Annotated in this window: 16 protein-coding genes; 9 read left to right on the top strand and 7 right to left on the bottom strand. The window is 62.3% G+C overall.

Annotated elements, in window-relative coordinates; all coding sequences use genetic code 11:
* Positions 1-255: 255 nt before the first annotated feature.
* From pgeF to lgt, 3 genes are read right to left on the bottom strand one after another with little or no spacing between them, the layout of a single operon-like run.
* Positions 256-1,011: a peptidoglycan editing factor PgeF gene (gene pgeF / locus AB1E33_RS18650; RefSeq protein WP_372578777.1), complete on the bottom strand. Its 756-nt coding sequence runs from the start codon at positions 1,009-1,011 to the stop codon at positions 256-258.
* A complete protein-coding gene (locus tag AB1E33_RS18645) occupies positions 1,008-2,075 on the bottom strand; it encodes a class I SAM-dependent methyltransferase (protein WP_372578776.1) in 1,068 nt (355 codons plus the stop codon). The genes pgeF and AB1E33_RS18645 overlap by 4 nt, the downstream gene beginning before the upstream one ends.
* The gene (gene lgt / locus AB1E33_RS18640; RefSeq protein ID WP_372578775.1) at positions 2,072-2,971 is read right to left on the bottom strand and encodes a prolipoprotein diacylglyceryl transferase; all 900 of its coding nucleotides are present in this window, start codon (positions 2,969-2,971) and stop codon (positions 2,072-2,074) included. Before lgt ends, AB1E33_RS18645 begins: the two co-directional genes overlap by 4 nt.
* Before the next feature lie 95 nt (positions 2,972-3,066).
* On the opposite strand from lgt, the gene AB1E33_RS18635 reads away from it, so the two are divergent.
* The 5 genes from AB1E33_RS18635 (at position 3,067) to AB1E33_RS18615 (ending at position 6,229) form a co-directional block, all read left to right on the top strand.
* Positions 3,067-3,315, top strand: a complete 249-nt coding sequence (locus AB1E33_RS18635; protein ID WP_372578774.1) for an accessory factor UbiK family protein — start codon at positions 3,067-3,069, stop codon at positions 3,313-3,315.
* Between the two features lie 281 nt (positions 3,316-3,596).
* Complete coding sequence (locus AB1E33_RS18630) at positions 3,597-4,097, top strand: type III secretion system chaperone family protein (RefSeq protein WP_372578773.1); 501 nt, start codon at positions 3,597-3,599, stop codon at positions 4,095-4,097.
* A 35-nt stretch (positions 4,098-4,132) separates the two neighbouring features.
* On the top strand, positions 4,133-4,948 hold the full coding sequence (gene proC, locus AB1E33_RS18625; protein ID WP_372578772.1) for a pyrroline-5-carboxylate reductase: 816 nt from the start codon (positions 4,133-4,135) through the stop codon (positions 4,946-4,948).
* A complete protein-coding gene (locus tag AB1E33_RS18620) occupies positions 4,941-5,279 on the top strand; it encodes a tRNA-binding protein (protein ID WP_372578771.1) in 339 nt (112 codons plus the stop codon). Before proC ends, AB1E33_RS18620 begins: the two co-directional genes overlap by 8 nt.
* Positions 5,279-6,229 (top strand): 2-hydroxyacid dehydrogenase, encoded by a 951-nt coding sequence (locus AB1E33_RS18615; protein WP_372578770.1) that lies wholly within the window; start codon positions 5,279-5,281, stop codon positions 6,227-6,229. Before AB1E33_RS18620 ends, AB1E33_RS18615 begins: the two co-directional genes overlap by 1 nt.
* A gap of 15 nt (positions 6,230-6,244) precedes the next feature.
* Here AB1E33_RS18615 and AB1E33_RS18610 read toward each other — a convergent pair whose 3' ends face one another.
* The gene (locus AB1E33_RS18610) at positions 6,245-6,841 is read right to left on the bottom strand and encodes a thymidine kinase (RefSeq protein ID WP_372578769.1); all 597 of its coding nucleotides are present in this window, start codon (positions 6,839-6,841) and stop codon (positions 6,245-6,247) included.
* Positions 6,842-7,206: 365 nt separating this feature from the next.
* Between AB1E33_RS18610 and AB1E33_RS18605 the strand changes: the two genes are divergently transcribed.
* Positions 7,207-7,665, top strand: a complete 459-nt coding sequence (locus AB1E33_RS18605; RefSeq protein WP_372578768.1) for a hypothetical protein — start codon at positions 7,207-7,209, stop codon at positions 7,663-7,665.
* A gap of 99 nt (positions 7,666-7,764) precedes the next feature.
* Here the strand turns inward: AB1E33_RS18605 and AB1E33_RS18600 are convergent, their stop codons facing one another.
* Positions 7,765-8,361, bottom strand: coding sequence for a YceI family protein (locus AB1E33_RS18600; RefSeq protein ID WP_372578767.1), 597 nt, complete (start codon positions 8,359-8,361; stop codon positions 7,765-7,767).
* Between the two features lie 153 nt (positions 8,362-8,514).
* Between AB1E33_RS18600 and AB1E33_RS18595 the strand changes: the two genes are divergently transcribed.
* Entirely contained in the window at positions 8,515-8,955 is a 441-nt protein-coding gene (locus AB1E33_RS18595) for a MarR family winged helix-turn-helix transcriptional regulator (protein WP_372578766.1), read from the top strand.
* Positions 8,956-9,038: 83 nt separating this feature from the next.
* Here AB1E33_RS18595 and AB1E33_RS18590 read toward each other — a convergent pair whose 3' ends face one another.
* Positions 9,039-10,163 (bottom strand): beta-ketoacyl-ACP synthase III, encoded by a 1,125-nt coding sequence (locus AB1E33_RS18590; protein ID WP_372578765.1) that lies wholly within the window; start codon positions 10,161-10,163, stop codon positions 9,039-9,041.
* Between the two features lie 169 nt (positions 10,164-10,332).
* On the opposite strand from AB1E33_RS18590, the gene AB1E33_RS18585 reads away from it, so the two are divergent.
* On the top strand, positions 10,333-11,361 hold the full coding sequence (locus AB1E33_RS18585; RefSeq protein WP_372578764.1) for a bifunctional enoyl-CoA hydratase/phosphate acetyltransferase: 1,029 nt from the start codon (positions 10,333-10,335) through the stop codon (positions 11,359-11,361).
* A 79-nt stretch (positions 11,362-11,440) separates the two neighbouring features.
* Positions 11,441-12,901 (top strand): MFS transporter, encoded by a 1,461-nt coding sequence (locus AB1E33_RS18580; RefSeq protein WP_372578763.1) that lies wholly within the window; start codon positions 11,441-11,443, stop codon positions 12,899-12,901.
* 6 nt (positions 12,902-12,907) lie between these two features.
* On the opposite strand, the gene carB is transcribed toward AB1E33_RS18580, so the two are convergent.
* Positions 12,908-16,252 (bottom strand): carbamoyl-phosphate synthase large subunit, encoded by a 3,345-nt coding sequence (gene carB / locus AB1E33_RS18575; RefSeq protein ID WP_372578762.1) that lies wholly within the window; start codon positions 16,250-16,252, stop codon positions 12,908-12,910.
* Positions 16,253-16,371: the final 119 nt, after the last annotated feature.

The raw sequence follows: 16,371 nt of genomic DNA, 5'->3' as shown, positions 1-16,371 counted from the left end.
ATCCTGCATGCGGTGCCGGTCCGGCGCCGCGTATTCGACAGGTTCAATCTGGCAGTTGTTTGGGGCGGCGATTGGGCTGATCCGGGGAAAATACGGGACCGATCCAGTTGCCCACGGGGCCAATGTTAAGGGACAAAACCGCGCCGTTCAGCGTTGTTTTTCCCCACAAAAACGCCGCTGAGGTCCGGATCGGCACGGGAGCAAGGTCCAGCTTCGGCCACAATTGTGACACCGCAGGGACCGCTGGTGGAGATGTCAGAGTCGGATGGCCGAGATCAGTCGGCCGTAATCGGCCTCCTTGGCATGGGTGCTACGGCGAAAGGAATAGAATCGGTCTGCATCCGAATAGGTGCAATGCCGGGTCCATTCCGCATGACCCACCCCTGCGCGGCGCAAGCGGTGCAGACCAAATGAGGGCAGATCGAATTGCATCCGGTCGCCCTGACCATTGGCAAAGAACCGGGCATTGTCCGGATCGTCCAGCATGAATTCGTCGAACAGCTCCGGCCCGACCTCATAGGCGCGCTGCGAGATTGAAGGGCCGATCACGGCAGCGACGCGGGACCGCTGCGCGCCAAGGTTTTCCATGGCGTCCAGCGTTGCCTCGAGCACGCCAGCAAGCGCCCCGCGCCATCCGGCATGGGCCGCACCGATGACGCCTGCCTCGGCATCGGCGAACAGCACGGGCTGGCAATCGGCGGTCAGGATCGACAGGGCCAGACCCTGCGTTGCCGTGACCACCGCATCAGCTTTGGGCTTGTCGGTCAGCGGCGCGTCGACAGTCATTACATCCAGCGAATGTATCTGATGCACGCCCACCAAATGGGTTTCGTCCACATCCAGCGCCTGCGCCACCCGCTGGCGGTTGATCGCCACAGCCTCGCGCTGATCGGAGGAGCCGGTGCCGCAGTTCAGCCCGGTAAACACGCCGGACGATGCCCCGCCGCGACGGGTAAAGAACCCGTGGCGAATCGGGGAGAGGCCGTCAGAGGTCAGTATTTCCAGTGTCATGCTTCCAGCCCGGGCGGAGGGTTCTTGGCAGCCGGGTAGAGTCCCAGCACCTTGAACAGGTTTCCCATTTCCTCGGGATGCGTCAACCGGCGATGCGCCGAAATCAGAGATTGCAGCTCTGTTCCGCTCAGTGTTTTCGCAAGGCTCTGTGCACGATTGGTGATACCCAGCCGCTCCAGAAACACACCCTGCGGGGTCAGGCGGGTATAGGCGCAGCCCGCCTGTGCGGCCACCTGTGCCAGCGCGTCGAAATCCACATGGGCGGTCAGATCGGCCTGTCCGGGCCCCTGCAGCGGATCGGCCTTCCGGTGGCGGCGTACCGCCTGCAGCGTATCGCCAAGCGAGCGCCAGTCGCCGTAATCGACCAGCAATGCTGCGCCGCCATGGGCTGCGATTCGTTCCGCGACCTCCGTCATGACCGGGCGGGCGGCATCGCACAACTCGACCAGATCGCCGGGTTCGGTGTCGTCCAGCCGATGCGCAAGACCGGGCTGCGGGGCGGCGGCCCCCAGACCAAAGGCCAGCACCCCATCCTGCGCACCGATCAGGCGTTCGCGCCATCCAGAGGCCTCGCGGAGAAATTGCCGGATGGGCAGCGCGTCAAAGAACTCATTGGCGATCAGAAAGAGCGGCGCCTTGGGCAGGGCGTCGATGTCGTTTGTCCAGTGTGGATCGACTGAGGCCAGTCTTTCGTTCTGCATCTGGCGCAATGTGGGCGAGGCCTCGACCAGAACGATCTGTGCAGCGGCGTGGAACCCCGGAACCCCGGCGGTCGCACGCAGAAGGTCGGCCATCAGCGTGCCGCGCCCTGGACCAAGCTCGGCCAGCGTGAATGGGTCGGGGCGGTCTTGGTCCATCCAAACCTGCGCCAAGGACAGGCCCAGCAACTCGCCGAACATCTGGCTGATCTCGGGGGCCGTGGTGAAATCGCCCTTGGTTCCGAACGGGTCGCGGGTGGCGTAATAGCCAAATTCCGGATGCAGCAGGCAGTCGGACATGTACTCGGCCACGGTCAGCGGGCCGGTTTGGCTGATCCGCTCCAGCAGCAAGTCGTGCAGGCTCATGCTGGTGCCGCGGATGCGGTCCGCCGTGCCCGCAGAATGAGCCACAGCCCCAGCGCAATCATCGGCAGCGACAGCAATTGTCCCATCGTCAGGCCAAAGCCGCCCACATGCCAAGCCAACCCCAGCGGGTTGCCAGGCGAGATGAACTGCGCGTCGGGCTGGCGCAGGAACTCGACCAGAAACCGCGCGAGGCCGTAGCCAGCAAAGAACGTCCCCATGATCTGACCGGGCCGTTTGAACGCCCCGCGCCGATAGGCCAGCCAGAGCAGCAGTGCGCCCAGAACCAACCCCTCGAGCAGCGCCTCGTAAAGCTGCGAGGGGTGGCGGGCACATAACCCTTCGACCCCCGGACATGTCTGCGCGGCTTGGCCGGGAAAGATCACTGCCCAGGGCAGTTCTGACGGGCGGCCCCAAAGTTCGGCATTGTTGAAGTTGGCCAACCGGCCCAGAAACAGCCCCGGCGGTACCGTATGGGCCACCAGATCGCCAAGGGTAAGCACGGAAATGCCATGTCGCGCGGCAAAGACCCACGACGCCACGATCACGCCCAGCATACCGCCATGGAAGGACATGCCGCCCTGCCAGACCATCAGAATTTCAAGCGGGTGGGCCAGATAGTAGCCCGGTTCGTAGAACAGGACAAAGCCCAGCCGCCCGCCCAGTATCACGCCCAGGATGATCCAGGTGATCAGATCGTCCAGCTGGGTGCGACCCAGTGGCGCGGTGTCACCGGGCCAGAGCGTCGGACGTACGATCGCCATCCGCGCAATCTGCCACGCGATCAGGATGCCGACGATATAGGCAAGCGCATACCAGCGCAGCGCAAAGTCGATGCCAAGAAGCGAGATCGTGAAGATCTCGGGCGACAGATCCGGGAAGGAGAGAACAGCCTGCATGGCGCCTCAATCCCCTGCGACGAGGCGCAAGTCAACCTTGAGACGCGCGGCATTCTTGCCCATATAGAGGGCAACCGCGAAACCGGAGACATGACATGCAAAGCCGCAACAAAGTACTCGACGACATCTCGCAACTGATGACCAACGCGATGGGCGTGGCGCAGGGTGCTAGGGAAGAGGCCGAAACCGCCATGAAGTCGATGATCGACCGCTGGCTGGCTGACCGCGATTTTGTCACCCGTGAGGAATTCGACGCCGTGCGCGCCATGGCGCAAAAGGCCCGTGAAGAAAACGAGGCGCTGGCCGCGCGGATCGCCGCATTGGAAGAAAAGCAGGGCGACTGACGTTACATTACAGTTGTTACACGTCCGGTACGCGCGGTGTATCATGCACCGCCGTACCTGATTTGCAAGGAAATCCGGGGTAGTGACCCCAATATTTCGGGCCGCGTGACAAACGCTCCACAACTTATTGCTGTTATCCCCAAAATTAGGGGTTGCCACATGGGCTGTGACGCAGCACCATATCTTGTACAAGCTGCGGGAAACGCCCCGGTTTGTAGAGCAGGCAACTAGCGCTGGGGCGCTGCCAGCCCCAAACCGCTAGAGATCAGTGAGGTGGCATCATGGCCCTTTCCGAGCAGTATCTGGAAGAAGACATTCACCCCATCGACATCGTCGAACATATCGCCGAGCACCATGACTGGGATTTTGATCGTATCGGGGACGATCAGATTGCCATGGCGGTTGAGGGACAGTGGCGAACCTACTCCATCACGCTCGCCTGGTCGGGCTATGACGAGACGCTGCGGATGGTTTGCACCTTCGAAATGGAGCCGCCCGAGGACAAGATCCCGAAACTTTATGAACTGATCAACGCGATGAACGATCAGTGCTGGGCGGGGGCCTTCACCTATTGGGGTGGACAGAAATTGATGGTCTATCGCTACGGTCTGGTTCTGGCGGGAGGCCAGGTGGCCAGCCCCGAGCAGATCGACACGATGATCAATGCCGCCGTGCTGAGCGCCGAGCGCTACTACCCGGCGATCCAGTTGATGGTCTATGGCGATCGCAGCCCGGCCGATGCGATGCAGGTCGCCATTGCAGAGGCGTACGGCCGCGCATAAACCTTGACCCCGAACGCACCGACGGGAGGGGTATCATGGCACTATCACATATCGCGGCGCAGGGGCTTGTTCTGCTGGGCTGCGGCAAGATGGGATCGGCAATGCTGGCGGGCTGGCTCTCGGAAGGGCTGCCCGCTTCGTCCGTTTGGGTAATCGATCCCTATCCGTCGGACTGGCTGCGCAGCACTGGCGTGCATCTGAACCAACCGCTGCCAGATGCGCCCGCCATCGTACTGGTCGCGGTCAAACCTCAGATGATGGGTGATGCGCTGCCGGTGCTGCAGGCACTGGGGAACGGGGACACGCTGTTTGTGTCGGTCGCCGCAGGAACGGCGATTGCCACCTATGAAGAGGCTCTGGGCGACCGCACCCCGATCATCCGTGCCATGCCCAACACGCCCGCCGCCATCGGGCGCGGTATCACGGCGCTGATCGGCAATTCCCATGCCGCCGAAGATCACCTTTCCCTCGCCGAAACGTTGCTAGCCGCCGTTGGTCAGACCGTCCGGCTGGATCACGAAGGCCAGATGGATGCGGTCACCGGCGTCAGCGGCTCCGGCCCGGCCTATGTCTTTCACCTGATCGAAACGCTTGCGGCGGCAGGCGAGGCGCAGGGTCTGCCGCCGGAACTGGCGTTGCAACTGGCGCGGGCCACCGTGGCAGGTGCCGGCGCGCTGGCCGAAAGCGCCGAGGAAAGTCCTGCGCAACTGCGCGTCAACGTGACCAGCCCCAACGGCACCACACAGGCAGCACTCGAGGTGCTAATGCATGAACAGCAGGGCTTTCCCGACCTGCTGCACCGCGCGGTCACCGCCGCAACTGAACGCTCAAAGGAACTGTCCCGTGGTTGAGATTTCGTTTGATGACTTTCAGAAGGTCGATATTCGCGTTGGCGAGGTGATCCGCGCCGAGCCATATCCCGAGGCGCGCCAACCGGCGATCAAGCTGTGGATCGATTTCGGCGATGAGATGGGGGTGCGCAAAAGTTCGGCCCAGATCACCGCGCATTACACGCCCGAGGCGTTGATCGGCAAACAGGTGATGGCGGTAGTGAACTTTCCGCCGCGCCAGATCGGCCGGTTCATGTCCGAGGTTCTGGTGCTGGGCCTGCCCGACGCAGAAAAAGAGATCGTGCTGATCGGTCCTGATGGTGCCGTCCCCAAAGGCGGGAGGATGCACTGATGCGGGTCTGGATCACGCGGCCCATGACCGCAGCAGTCGAGGCGCGGGCGAGGGGCGCATTCGATGTGGAATTCCGTGCGGATACCACACCGCTCGACCCGGACGAACTTCGCCGGGCCATGACTGATTTCGACATCGTGGTGCCGACGCTGGGCGACAGGTTCAGCGCCGAGGTGTTTGGAGCGGTACAGCAGCCGCGCTGTCGCCTGCTGGCCAATTTCGGGGTTGGCTACAATCACATCGACGTCACGGCGGCGGCAGCGGCCGGGATCGCCGTGACCAACACCCCCGGCGCGGTCACCGATGCCACCGCCGATATCGCTCTGACGCTGCTGCTGATGACCGCGCGGCGCGCGGGCGAGGGCGAGCGGTTGGTGCGCTCTGGCGACTGGAAGGGCTGGCACCCGACGCAGATGCTGGGCCATCACGTCACAGGCAAGCGGCTGGGCGTTGTCGGCATGGGCCGGATCGGGCAGGCGATCGCGCAGCGCTGCCATTTCGGCTTTGGCATGGAGGTGTCGTATTTGGCCCGCAGTCCAAAGAGCCTGAGTTTTCCCGCCACGCAAGCCGATGATCTGCGCAGCCTTGCGGCCTCGGTTGATTTTCTGGTCGTTGCAGTGCCTGGCGGGGCAAAGACCACCCATCTGATCAACGCCGATGTGCTGGCTGCGATGAAGTCCTCGGCGCTGCTGGTCAACATTGCCCGCGGCGAGGTGGTAGACGAGGCTGCGCTGATTGCAGCCCTTCAAACCGGAGAGATCGCGGGCGCGGGACTTGATGTCTATGAGTTCGAACCAAAGGTTCCGCAGGCTCTGATAGGGATGGAGAACGTAACCCTGCTGCCGCATCTGGGCACCGCAACCGAAGAGGTACGAACTGCCATGGGCCAGATGGCGCTGGACAACGTGGCGGCGTGCATCGCCGGAACCGATCTGCCGAACCTCGTGTGATCTGGCTCCGACGAGTCAGGGCGCGGGTGTCACAAGGTCGCCCATCGCATCGCGCCAGTGTTTTCGGCAAAGCGACACATAGGTCTCGTTGCCGCCGATCTGAACCTGCGCACCCTCGGTGATCGCCTGCCCCTGCGCATCCTGGCGGATCACCATCGTGGCCTTGCTGCCGCATTTGCAGATCGTGCGCACCTCGCGCATTTCATCGGCCAGCGCCAGCAGCGTGGCAGAACCGGGAAACAGCTTGCCCTGAAAATCGACCCGCAGCCCGTAGGCCAGAACGGGCACCCCCAGATCGTCGACCGCGCGCGCCAGTTGCCAGACCTGATCGGGGGTCAGAAACTGGGCCTCGTCCACAAAGACGCAGGCCAGCGGCGTCTGGTCCAGTTGCTGCGCGATCATCGCAAACACATCGTCGCTGATCGTAAAGGTGTCGGCATCGGCGCTGATACCGATCCGCGAGGCGATTCGGCCCTTGCCGGCGCGCCCGTCGATTGCGGCGGTCATCAGATAGGTCTGCATGCCGCGTTCGCGGTAATTGTGGGATGCCTGCAGCAAAACGGTCGATTTACCGGCATTCATCGTCGAATAGTTGAAATAGAGCTTGGCCATATCCCCGGTCTAGATCGGGAGGCGGGCCGGGGCAAGCAGCGGGTTTGAGGCGAAAACCACCGTCTCCGCGCATCCTCGCAACTCTTGCGCTGCGGGATCCGCAGCAAGCCGCGTTGGATGGCGGAGACAGCTACACCCAGCCTACTCTCTAATCACAGCAACGGGTCCGGAGGGCATAAGAATTGCCCGCCAGAGCCCACTAGTTAACCGACGCCGTTTGACGCCCCCACTGTCTTAAAAACCCCCGGAAAACCTGAGGGATAGCCAATTTGTTGCATTTGTTTTAAGAGTCAGGAATGGGAAATATCCCGGGCCTTTCCCCTCTTAATGACTGTTGGGGGGGCGACAGTTGAGAGAGGATAACTATGGCCGAGATCGGGTCCTACCTGAAAAAGCACACCGAGGCGCTGGTCAAGGATGTGGGCATCGAGGCGGCCTGCGAGTTGACAGGGAAATCCAAGGCGACGCTGGGGCGGTATTATTCGGACAATTCCGAGCATCTCGACCGGTTCATGCCGGTTGATGCGGTGGCCCGGCTGGAGCAGGCGGCAAGTTACCCGCATGTGACCTCGGCATTGGCCGAGTTGAAGAACATCACGCTGTCCCATGGCAGCCCCAAGGCCAATAGCGAGCGACAGGGCGGGGTCAACGCCGATGTGATCGCGCTGAGTCAGCGCTTTGCGATGCTGATGACGGAATACCAGGAAGCGATCGAGGACGGCATCATCACCGTGAACGAAGCCAAGCGGCTGCTCAGGGAAACCGTGGCACTGCAGCAGGTGCTGATCGACATGAAGCTGCACCTGCAGGAAGAAAGCACCTGACGCGGCGGACCTGCTCCGTCCGTTTTTCGACATAACCTACCCCTCCCGTCAGCAACCTTGGCCGAGGTTGTCGACGGGACGGCGTTTGACGTCCGAGGCTCAGTCGGTCGCTTTCATCTCTGTCACGATGTTGATGGTGATCGGGCCAGTCGAGAACCCGCCAACGCCAAACGCCATGTGATCCTCCAGCACGGTGGTTGCTGTGAAGGCGGCCCAGTCACCCTTGTAATAGTCGATTGCGCCTCCCAGCGGATGTTCGCCGATATGGGTGAGCGTCGTTTCCAGTGTTACGGATTGCGTGGTGCCGTGAATTGTCAGATCGCCGGTCACATTGGCCGTGTTTTCTCCGGTTTTTTCAACGCCGGTACTGACAAAGGTAATTTCGGGAAATGTCTCCACCTCCAGGAAATCGGCGCTTTTCAGATGGTCGTCCAGCGGGCCGAAGCCACTCGACAGGCTGTTGGCCGCGATGGTGACGTTCAGGGACGCCGCATCGGGGTTTTCCGGATCAAGTTCCAGTGTACCGTCAGCAACCGTGAATTCTGCCGCCTGAACGGATACACCTGCATGGCTCCAACTGAACCGCACTTCTGTATGTCCCTGGTCGGTTTTGTAGGTTTTCGCATCAACAGCAGCCCCGGCCAGACAGGCCGTTGCAAGTGCGGCAGCCGAGAAAATCATCTGGAATTGGGTCATTGGACACCTCTTTGAAGAATAGAATGGTGAGGAAACAGATCCGGGGTTCGAAGGGGCGTATGGATTCTGCTTCAAAAATAGATGATAATGCATCTAATTTTGTAAATCCATGACAGACGCAATTGTCCCGAAAACCGATCGGAAATCTGCGACATGTTGCCTACGGAAGAAGAAACGCGTCTCTGGATTGCTCTCAACCGGGCACATCGAATGGTTCATCGCGAGATGGAGCGCGCGCTTGCCGCGGGCGGGCTGCCACCTCTGAAATGGTATGATGTGCTTTGGGCGATAGAGATGGCCGGTTCGGACGGGGTGCGGGCCAGCAATCTGCGAGACTGGCTCTTGTTTGAGCAATCCAACCTGTCGCGCGTGTTGCGCAGCTTGATTGAGCGCGGCTTGGTGCATGAAACCGCCAGCGACACCGACAAGCGGGCAAAAATCCTGCGGGTCACTGACAAGGGTGCTGAGTTGCGGCTGCGCATGTGGGGTATCTACGGGCCGCAGATACACACTAGCATGATAAAGCTCACCGCCGACGAAAATGCAGGCGCGCTGCTGCGAGCGCTCCACGCGCTTCGACCCAAGGATGAATAGTCAGAGTCTAAGCTCAAAACTGGTCGGGTGCGGGTCTCGTACACTTACCAGACCGACGTCGGGAGTGGTTTCGCGCTATGTGATCAGCTCTGCCGCCGGACAATCACCGACCCCACGGAATAGCCCGCGCCGAAGGAACAAATCAGGCCAATGTCACCTTCGGAAAGATCATCGGAGTATTTGGAAAACGCGATGATCGATCCTGCCGACGAGGTGTTGGCGTAATCCTGCAGGATGTTGGGCTGCTCGCCCGCCTCGGGATCGCGACCAAGGACCTTCTTGCCGATGAAGTCGTTCATCGTCTTGTTGGCCTGATGTAGCCACAGGCGCTTCAGATCGGCGCTGGTGACGCCTTCGTCGGCCATGTGATCGGCGATGTGCTGGCTGACCATTGGCAGCACTTCCTTGAACACCTTGCGACCGTTCTGCATGAACTGCATGTCGCGCCGGTCTTGCATGCCATCCGGACGCGAGCGGCGCAGAAAGCCGTTATTGTTGCGGATGTTGTTCGAGAATTTGGTGGCGCAGCGGGTCGAGAGCACATCGAAATGCGTGCCCTTTGCGTCCTCGGCGCGTTCCAGCACCACCGCCGTGGCCACGTCACCAAAGATGAAGTGGCAGTCCCGGTCGCGCCACTCAAGATGCGCGGTGCAGATTTCGGGGTTAACCACAAGGGCCGCGCGGATGCTGCCCGACCGGATCATATCGGCGGCGGCCTGCAGACCGAAAGTGGCCGAGGAACAGGCCACGTTCATGTCAAAAGCGAATCCGTCGATGCCAAGCGCGTTCTGCACCTCGATCGCCACTGCCGGATAGGCGCGTTCGTGGTTCGAGGCGGCGCAGATCACCGCATCGATATCACCCGGCCCACGACCGGCCTGTGCCAGAGCCTTTTCAGCCGCATCCACCGCCATTTCGGTCATCAGACCAGGTTCGTCATCGCTGCGCTGGCGCAGCAACGGGTGCATCACGTCGGGGTTCAGGATGCCGGTCTTGTCCATCACATAGCGATTCTCGATCCCACTGGCCTTGAGAATGAACTCTTCCGACGAATGCTGCATCGGCTCTGCAGTGCCCGCGGCGATTTCGTCGGCATGCGCGGCATTCCACTTGTCCGCATAGGCGTTGAACGCCGCAACCAGCTCGGCATTGGTGACCACATCGGTTGGCGTGAAAACACCGGTGCCTGTGATGGCGGGCGTGTACATGGCTTGCTCCTGCAAAATGACGACTCGCTTAAGATGCTGTGGGCGACATCAGGGTTCAAGAGGCGTTGCGCCGCGTCATCTTGACCGAAAGGGGCTTTTCACACTGCACACACGCGGTGAACGGACCTAGGCTGATGCCAATGCAACCCATCAGCGCAGAGAGAGTGCGATGACACCGACGTATTCCCCCAACGACGACGATCCCTCCACCAAATCCGCCCCGAAAAGCGGTTTGCTGGAAGGGCGGAACATGCCCTGTTTCGAGGCGCTTTTGTTGCGCTCGCGGCCGCATGATCCGATCCGCACCGCGATTGTGCACCCTTGTGACGAGCATTCGCTGCACGGCGCGCTGCAGTCGCGCGCGGAAACCCTGATCGTGCCAGTGCTGGTTGGTCCGCGCCCCCGGATCGAGGCCGTCGCCGCCGAGGCCGGTATCGACCTGACCGGGATCGAGATCGAGGACGCGCCGCATAGCCATGCCGCTGCCGAACGCGCGGTCGAACTGGTGCGCGAAGGCAAGGTCGAGGCGTTGATGAAAGGCGCGCTTCATACCGACGAGATCATGGGTGCGGTCGTGCATTCGAAAACCGGGCTGCGCACCGAACGGCGGATGAGCCATGTCTTTGTTCTGGATGTCTCGCGCTATCCCCGGCCGCTGCTGGTGACGGACGCGGCGATCAACATTTTTCCCGATCTTGAAACCAAGGCAGATATCATCCGCAACGCGATCGCACTGGCGCAGTCGTTGGGCATTGACGTGCCCAAGGTCGCAATCCTGTCGGCGGTGGAAACGGTGACCGAGAAAATCCCCTCGACGGTCGAGGCGGCGGCGCTGTGCAAGATGGCGGATCGCGGCCAGATCAAGGGCGGCGCGCTGGACGGGCCGCTGGCCTTCGACAATGCGATCTCGCCCGAGGCTGTTGCATCCAAGGGGATCGTCTCACCGGTGGCGGGGCAGGCCGACGTTCTGATCGCTCCGGATCTGGAGGCGGGCAACATGATTGCCAAGCAGCTGACCTATCTGGCGGGCGCGGGCAGCGCCGGGTTGGTTCTGGGTGCGCGGGTGCCGATCATGCTGACCAGCCGGGCTGATGGCGTTATTGCCCGGGTGATGTCGGCGGCGCTGGCCCAGCTTTACGTCCGTAACCGACAAGGAGCGCTGCCGGGGACGTTGGCCAAGCCGATAGCCGAGGACTGACGGGTCGGAAGAGGCAGGAAGGGCTTGACCTCAACCAGACTTGAGGTCGTAGCAAGGTCATAGTCACGCGGAGAAGACCATGACCGACCTGTCCGAACTCCCTGAATCTCCGGCTTCGGGCGGCGTGTCCTGGCATGCGTTGCTGACCGGGTCCCATGCCGCCGCGCTGGCGCTGATCTGCCTGTCGGTCTGGTTGCATGCCGCCGACAGCCTGATGGTCGCGACCATGCTGCCCGCCATCGTGGCTGAGGTCGGCGGCGCCGCGCTGGTGGGCTGGTCGGTGTCGCTTTATGAGATCGGGTCGATCATCGCAGGCAGCGCCAGCGCCTTGCTGGCGATGCGCCACGGGCTGCGCAGGCCGATGATCTGCGCCGCGTCGCTTTTTGCCGCGGGCTGTCTTGCCAGTGCGCTCAGTCCGACCATGCCGTTGCTGCTGACGGGCCGGCTGTTGCAGGGGCTGGGCGGCGGCGGGCTGGTTGCGCTGGGTTTTGTAGCGGCGGGCGTGATCTTTCCGCGCAGCCATACGGCGCGGGTCATGGCGGCCATTTCCACCCTCTGGGGTGTGTCGGCCTTCATCGGGCCACTGATCGCGGCGCTGTTCGTGGAATATGCCAGCTGGCGTTGGGGGTTCGCGTTTTTTGGTCTGCAAGCGGTTGCGCTGGCGCTCTGGATCATGCTGCGACCGGAACCGGATGCCGCGCGCGGTGCAGACGCACCGGGCCGGTTCCCTCTCAAACGTCTGGCGCTGTTGTCGGCGGGGGTCGTCCTGGTCGCCTCGGCGGGGGTTGAGATCGGCGCCCTGCGCACGCCTGCGCTGATGGTCGCGGGGCTGACCTGCCTGGCCGCGTTCCTGTGGCTGGACGGTCGCGCCGTCGAGACCCGGTTGCTGCCGCTGGCCCCGTTCGACCTCCGCCAACCGACCGGGGCGGCACTGCTGATGATCCTGGGCCTGTCGATGGCCACGATCGCGATCACCGCCTTCGGCCCCTTGCTGATCACCGCCATCCACGATGCCGCACCCCTTGCGGTGGGCTATATCATCGTCTGCTCTTCGGTCGGCTGGACGCTGACGGCGGTTCTGGTCAGCGGCTCACCCGAGCGCTATGACCGGCTTTTCATCGCGCTGGGCATGAGCTTTGTCTGTCTCAGCATCCCCGGCTTCCTTTATGCAGTGCCGCGCGGCCCACTCTGGCTGATCGCGATGATGGCCGTGCTCGAAGGCGGCGGGTTCGGCATGGCCTGGACATTCATCCTGCGCCGCTGCACGGCGCTGGCGCCATCGGGTGAGGTACAGCGCGTATCGGGCGCGATCCCGACGGTGCAACGCGCTGGATACGCGCTGGGCGCGGTCTGCGTCGGCATGGTGGCGAATGCGACCGGTTTTTTAGAACTGGAGCGCGAGGGCACCGCTGCCACCGTCTCCAACTGGGTCTTTCTCGCCTGTATCCCCTTCGCGATGGTCGGACTTGCGGCGATGGTGATGTTTATCCGCGAGCGACCTCCGGCGCAGGCAGGATGCCCGCGCGAGGATGCCGTCTAGCCGCACTCACATCTGCAGCGACTTCACCTCGACATCCCCGTCTGCCTGCGCGCGGATTGCCAACGCGGCGGCGTGGGACGCGGCGGCGGTGGTGAAATAGGGGATCTTGTCATAAAGCGCGATCGAGCGGATCGATTTGGAATCCTCGACCGCCTGTGCGCCCTCGGTCGAGTTCATCACCAGCTGCACGCCGCCGTTCTTCATCAAGTCGGTGACATCCGGGCGCCCCTCATAGACCTTGTTGACCACACCGCAGGGCACACCATGCCCATCCAGCCAGCTTTGCGTCCCGCGGGTCGCTACCAGGGTAAAGCCCTGATCCACCAGCACGGTCGCAGCCTCCAGCATGTCTGGGCCTTTATCGGCATCCTTGATCGAGATGAAGGCGCAGCCCGAGGAGGGCAGCACCATGCCCGCGCCCATCTGCGCCTTGAGGAAGGCGCGGGGGAAGTCGCGGTCCCATCCCATGACCTCACCGGTCGAGCGCATCTCGGGGCCAAGGATCGTGTCGACGCCCGGGAATCGAGCAAAGGGCAGCACTGCCTCTTTGACCGAGAACCACGGCATATTGGGATCGGCCAGTGTCATCTGGTCGGCAATCTTGGTGTCGTCGACATGTTTGTAGGGCGGGCGCATCGGGAAGTTGCTGAGCGGCTCACCGGCCATCACCCGCGCGGCGATCGAGGCAATGGCGCTGTCAGTGGCCTTGGCCACAAACGGCACGGTGCGCGAGGCACGGGGGTTGACCTCGATCAGGTAGATCTCGTCGTCCTTGATGGCAAACTGCACGTTCATCAACCCGACCACGTTCAGCGCCTTGGCCAGCTGGTACGCCTGGTCCTTGATCTGTGCGATAATTTCTTTCGACAGCGAATAGGGCGGTAGCGAGCAAGCTGAATCGCCCGAATGCACGCCCGCCTCTTCGATATGCTGCATAATGCCCGCCACATGCACATCGGTGCCATCGCAGATCGCATCAACGTCCAGCTCCACGGCCCCGGCTAGATAGCTGTCGAGCAGCACCGGGCTGTCCCCCGAGACCACCACGGCGTCGCTGATGTAGCGTTCCAGCTGAGCCATGTCGCGCACGATCTCCATCGCGCGACCGCCCAGCACATAGGAGGGGCGGATCACCAGAGGGAAGCCGATTTCCTCGGCGATCGCGAGCGCCTGCGCGTCTGTCGAGGCAATACCGTTCCGGGGCTGTTTCAGGCCCAGGTCATTGACCAGTGCCTGAAAGCGCTCGCGGTCTTCGGCCAGATCGATCGCGTCCGGCGTGGTGCCCAGGATCGGGATGCCCTCGGCCTCCAGCGCATTGGCCAGTTTCAGCGGGGTCTGGCCGCCGAACTGAACGATCACGCCGTGCAGGGTGCCGTTCTCTTGTTCCTTGGTCAGAATCTCCATGACGTGTTCAAAGGTCAGCGGTTCGAAATACAGGCGGTCCGAGGTGTCATAATCGGTCGACACGGTCTCGGGGTTGCAGTTGACCATGATGGTCTCGTAGCCCGCGTCAGTTAGCGCATAACAGGCGTGACAGCAGCAATAGTCGAACTCGATGCCCTGTCCGATCCGGTTCGGGCCGCCGCCCAGAATGACGACTTTCTTGCGATCCGAGGGCCGCGCTTCGCATTCCACATCGCCCATCATCGGCGCCTCGTAGGTCGAGTACATGTAAGGCGTCTGCGCCTCGAATTCGGCAGCGCAAGTATCGATGCGCTTGAACACGGCCGAAACGCCCAGATTGTGCCGGGCGCGGCGCACATTGTCTTCGTCCCGGCCCGAGAGCGCGCCCAAGCGGGCATCGGTGAAGCCCAGCATCTTGAGCGCACGCAGGCCCTCTTCGGTGACCGGCAGGCCGTCGCGCCGGACCTGCGCTTCGGTATCGACGATCTCGCGGATGCGGGCCAGGAACCAGGGGTCGAACTTGGTGACGCCAAAGATCTCTTCGTCGCTCAGCCCGTGCCGCATGGCCTGCGCAATGGTGCGCAACCGGTCGGGCGTTTGCTGGCTGATCGCCTTGATCACGGCGGCTTTGTCGTCGGCCTCGTCCCAGGGACCAATGCTGAGGCCGGGAATGGCGACCTCATCAAAGCCGGTCAGACCGGATTCCATCGAGGCCAGCGCCTTTTGCATCGATTCATGGATGGTGCGGCCGATGGACATCGCCTCACCCACCGATTTCATCGCGGTGGTCAGGTACGGCTCGGCGCCGGGGAACTTCTCAAAGGCGAATTTCGGGATTTTTGTGACGACATAGTCGATGGTCGGCTCGAACGAGGCGGGCGTGACCTTGGTGATGTCATTGTCCAGCTCGTCAAGTGTGTACCCCACAGCCAGTTTCGCCGCGATCTTGGCAATCGGGAACCCGGTCGCCTTGGACGCCAGCGCGGACGAGCGTGACACGCGCGGATTCATCTCGATCACAACCATCCGGCCGTCATCTGGGTTGATCGCCCATTGCACGTTCGACCCGCCGGTTTCCACGCCGATCTCACGCAACACGGCGATCGAGCCGTTGCGCATGATCTGGTATTCCTTGTCGGTCAGCGTCAGGGCAGGGGCCACAGTGATCGAGTCACCGGTATGCACGCCCATCGGGTCGATGTTTTCAATGGAACAGACGATGATGGCGTTGTCCGCCTTGTCGCGGACCACCTCCATCTCGAATTCTTTCCAGCCCAGCAGGCTTTCATCGACCAGGATCTGGTTCACCGGTGACGCATCCATGCCCGTGCGGCAGAAATGGATGTAATCCTCGCGGTTATAGGCCACGCCGCCACCGGTGCCACCCATGGTAAAGGCGGGACGGATGATGGCCGGAAGGCCGATGCCTTCCAGTTCGCCCAGCGCGATCTGCACGCCCGCATCCAGATCGGTGCTGCCATCTTCGTTCTTGGGCGCGGTAACGATAGTGGCCTTGGGATTTTCGATACCCAGCCGGTCCATCGCTTCGCGGAACAGTTTGCGGTCTTCGGCCATTTCGATGGCGTCGCGAGTCGCGCCGATCATCTCGACATTAAACTCGTCAAGCACGCCCATCTCTTCCAAAGCCAGCGAGGTGTTCAGGCCGGTCTGCCCGCCCATTGTGGGTAGCAGCGCATCGGGGCGTTCCTTTTCGATGATCTTGGCGACCACTTCAGGCGTGATAGGTTCGATATAGGTGGCGTCCGCCAACCCAGGATCGGTCATGATCGTGGCCGGGTTCGAGTTCACCAGAATGACCCGGTAGCCTTCCTCGCGCAGGGCCTTGCAGGCCTGTGCGCCGGAATAGTCGAACTCGCAGGCCTGTCCGATGACAATGGGTCCCGCCCCGATGATCATGATCGACTGGATGTCGGTTCTCTTCGGCATGGCCCAAACCCCTGTGATGTCGCGAGTCAACGGGCGCACGCCTGCGCCCAAATTGTTCTGCGTTATAGGGAGCGCGCGAAAAGGTGCAAGGGGTATCGGAAACCGGTGACGACCTGCCG

The sequence above is a fragment of the Ruegeria hyattellae genome, from assembly GCF_041537925.1.
Taxonomy (GTDB): Bacteria; Pseudomonadota; Alphaproteobacteria; order Rhodobacterales; family Rhodobacteraceae; genus Ruegeria_C.
Note: the sequence above shows the minus strand (reverse complement) of the source record. Positions and strands in the feature narration are given on the sequence as shown.

Excerpts from the sequence above, each read along its gene's own strand:
- pgeF (WP_372578777.1), bottom strand. The coding sequence starts at position 1,011 with ATGACACTGGAAATACTGACCTCTGACGGCCTCTCCCCGATTCGCCAC.
- AB1E33_RS18645 (WP_372578776.1), bottom strand. The coding sequence starts at position 2,075 with ATGAGCCTGCACGACTTGCTGCTGGAGCGGATCAGCCAAACCGGCCCG.
- lgt (WP_372578775.1), bottom strand. The coding sequence starts at position 2,971 with ATGCAGGCTGTTCTCTCCTTCCCGGATCTGTCGCCCGAGATCTTCACG.
- AB1E33_RS18635 (WP_372578774.1), top strand. The coding sequence starts at position 3,067 with ATGCAAAGCCGCAACAAAGTACTCGACGACATCTCGCAACTGATGACC.
- AB1E33_RS18630 (WP_372578773.1), top strand. The coding sequence starts at position 3,597 with ATGGCCCTTTCCGAGCAGTATCTGGAAGAAGACATTCACCCCATCGAC.
- proC (WP_372578772.1), top strand. The coding sequence starts at position 4,133 with ATGGCACTATCACATATCGCGGCGCAGGGGCTTGTTCTGCTGGGCTGC.
- AB1E33_RS18615 (WP_372578770.1), top strand. The coding sequence starts at position 5,279 with ATGCGGGTCTGGATCACGCGGCCCATGACCGCAGCAGTCGAGGCGCGG.
- AB1E33_RS18610 (WP_372578769.1), bottom strand. The coding sequence starts at position 6,841 with ATGGCCAAGCTCTATTTCAACTATTCGACGATGAATGCCGGTAAATCG.
- AB1E33_RS18605 (WP_372578768.1), top strand. The coding sequence starts at position 7,207 with ATGGCCGAGATCGGGTCCTACCTGAAAAAGCACACCGAGGCGCTGGTC.
- AB1E33_RS18600 (WP_372578767.1), bottom strand. The coding sequence starts at position 8,361 with ATGACCCAATTCCAGATGATTTTCTCGGCTGCCGCACTTGCAACGGCC.
- AB1E33_RS18595 (WP_372578766.1), top strand. The coding sequence starts at position 8,515 with ATGTTGCCTACGGAAGAAGAAACGCGTCTCTGGATTGCTCTCAACCGG.
- AB1E33_RS18590 (WP_372578765.1), bottom strand. The coding sequence starts at position 10,163 with ATGTACACGCCCGCCATCACAGGCACCGGTGTTTTCACGCCAACCGAT.
- AB1E33_RS18585 (WP_372578764.1), top strand. The coding sequence starts at position 10,333 with ATGACACCGACGTATTCCCCCAACGACGACGATCCCTCCACCAAATCC.
- AB1E33_RS18580 (WP_372578763.1), top strand. The coding sequence starts at position 11,441 with ATGACCGACCTGTCCGAACTCCCTGAATCTCCGGCTTCGGGCGGCGTG.
- carB (WP_372578762.1), bottom strand. The coding sequence starts at position 16,252 with ATGCCGAAGAGAACCGACATCCAGTCGATCATGATCATCGGGGCGGGA.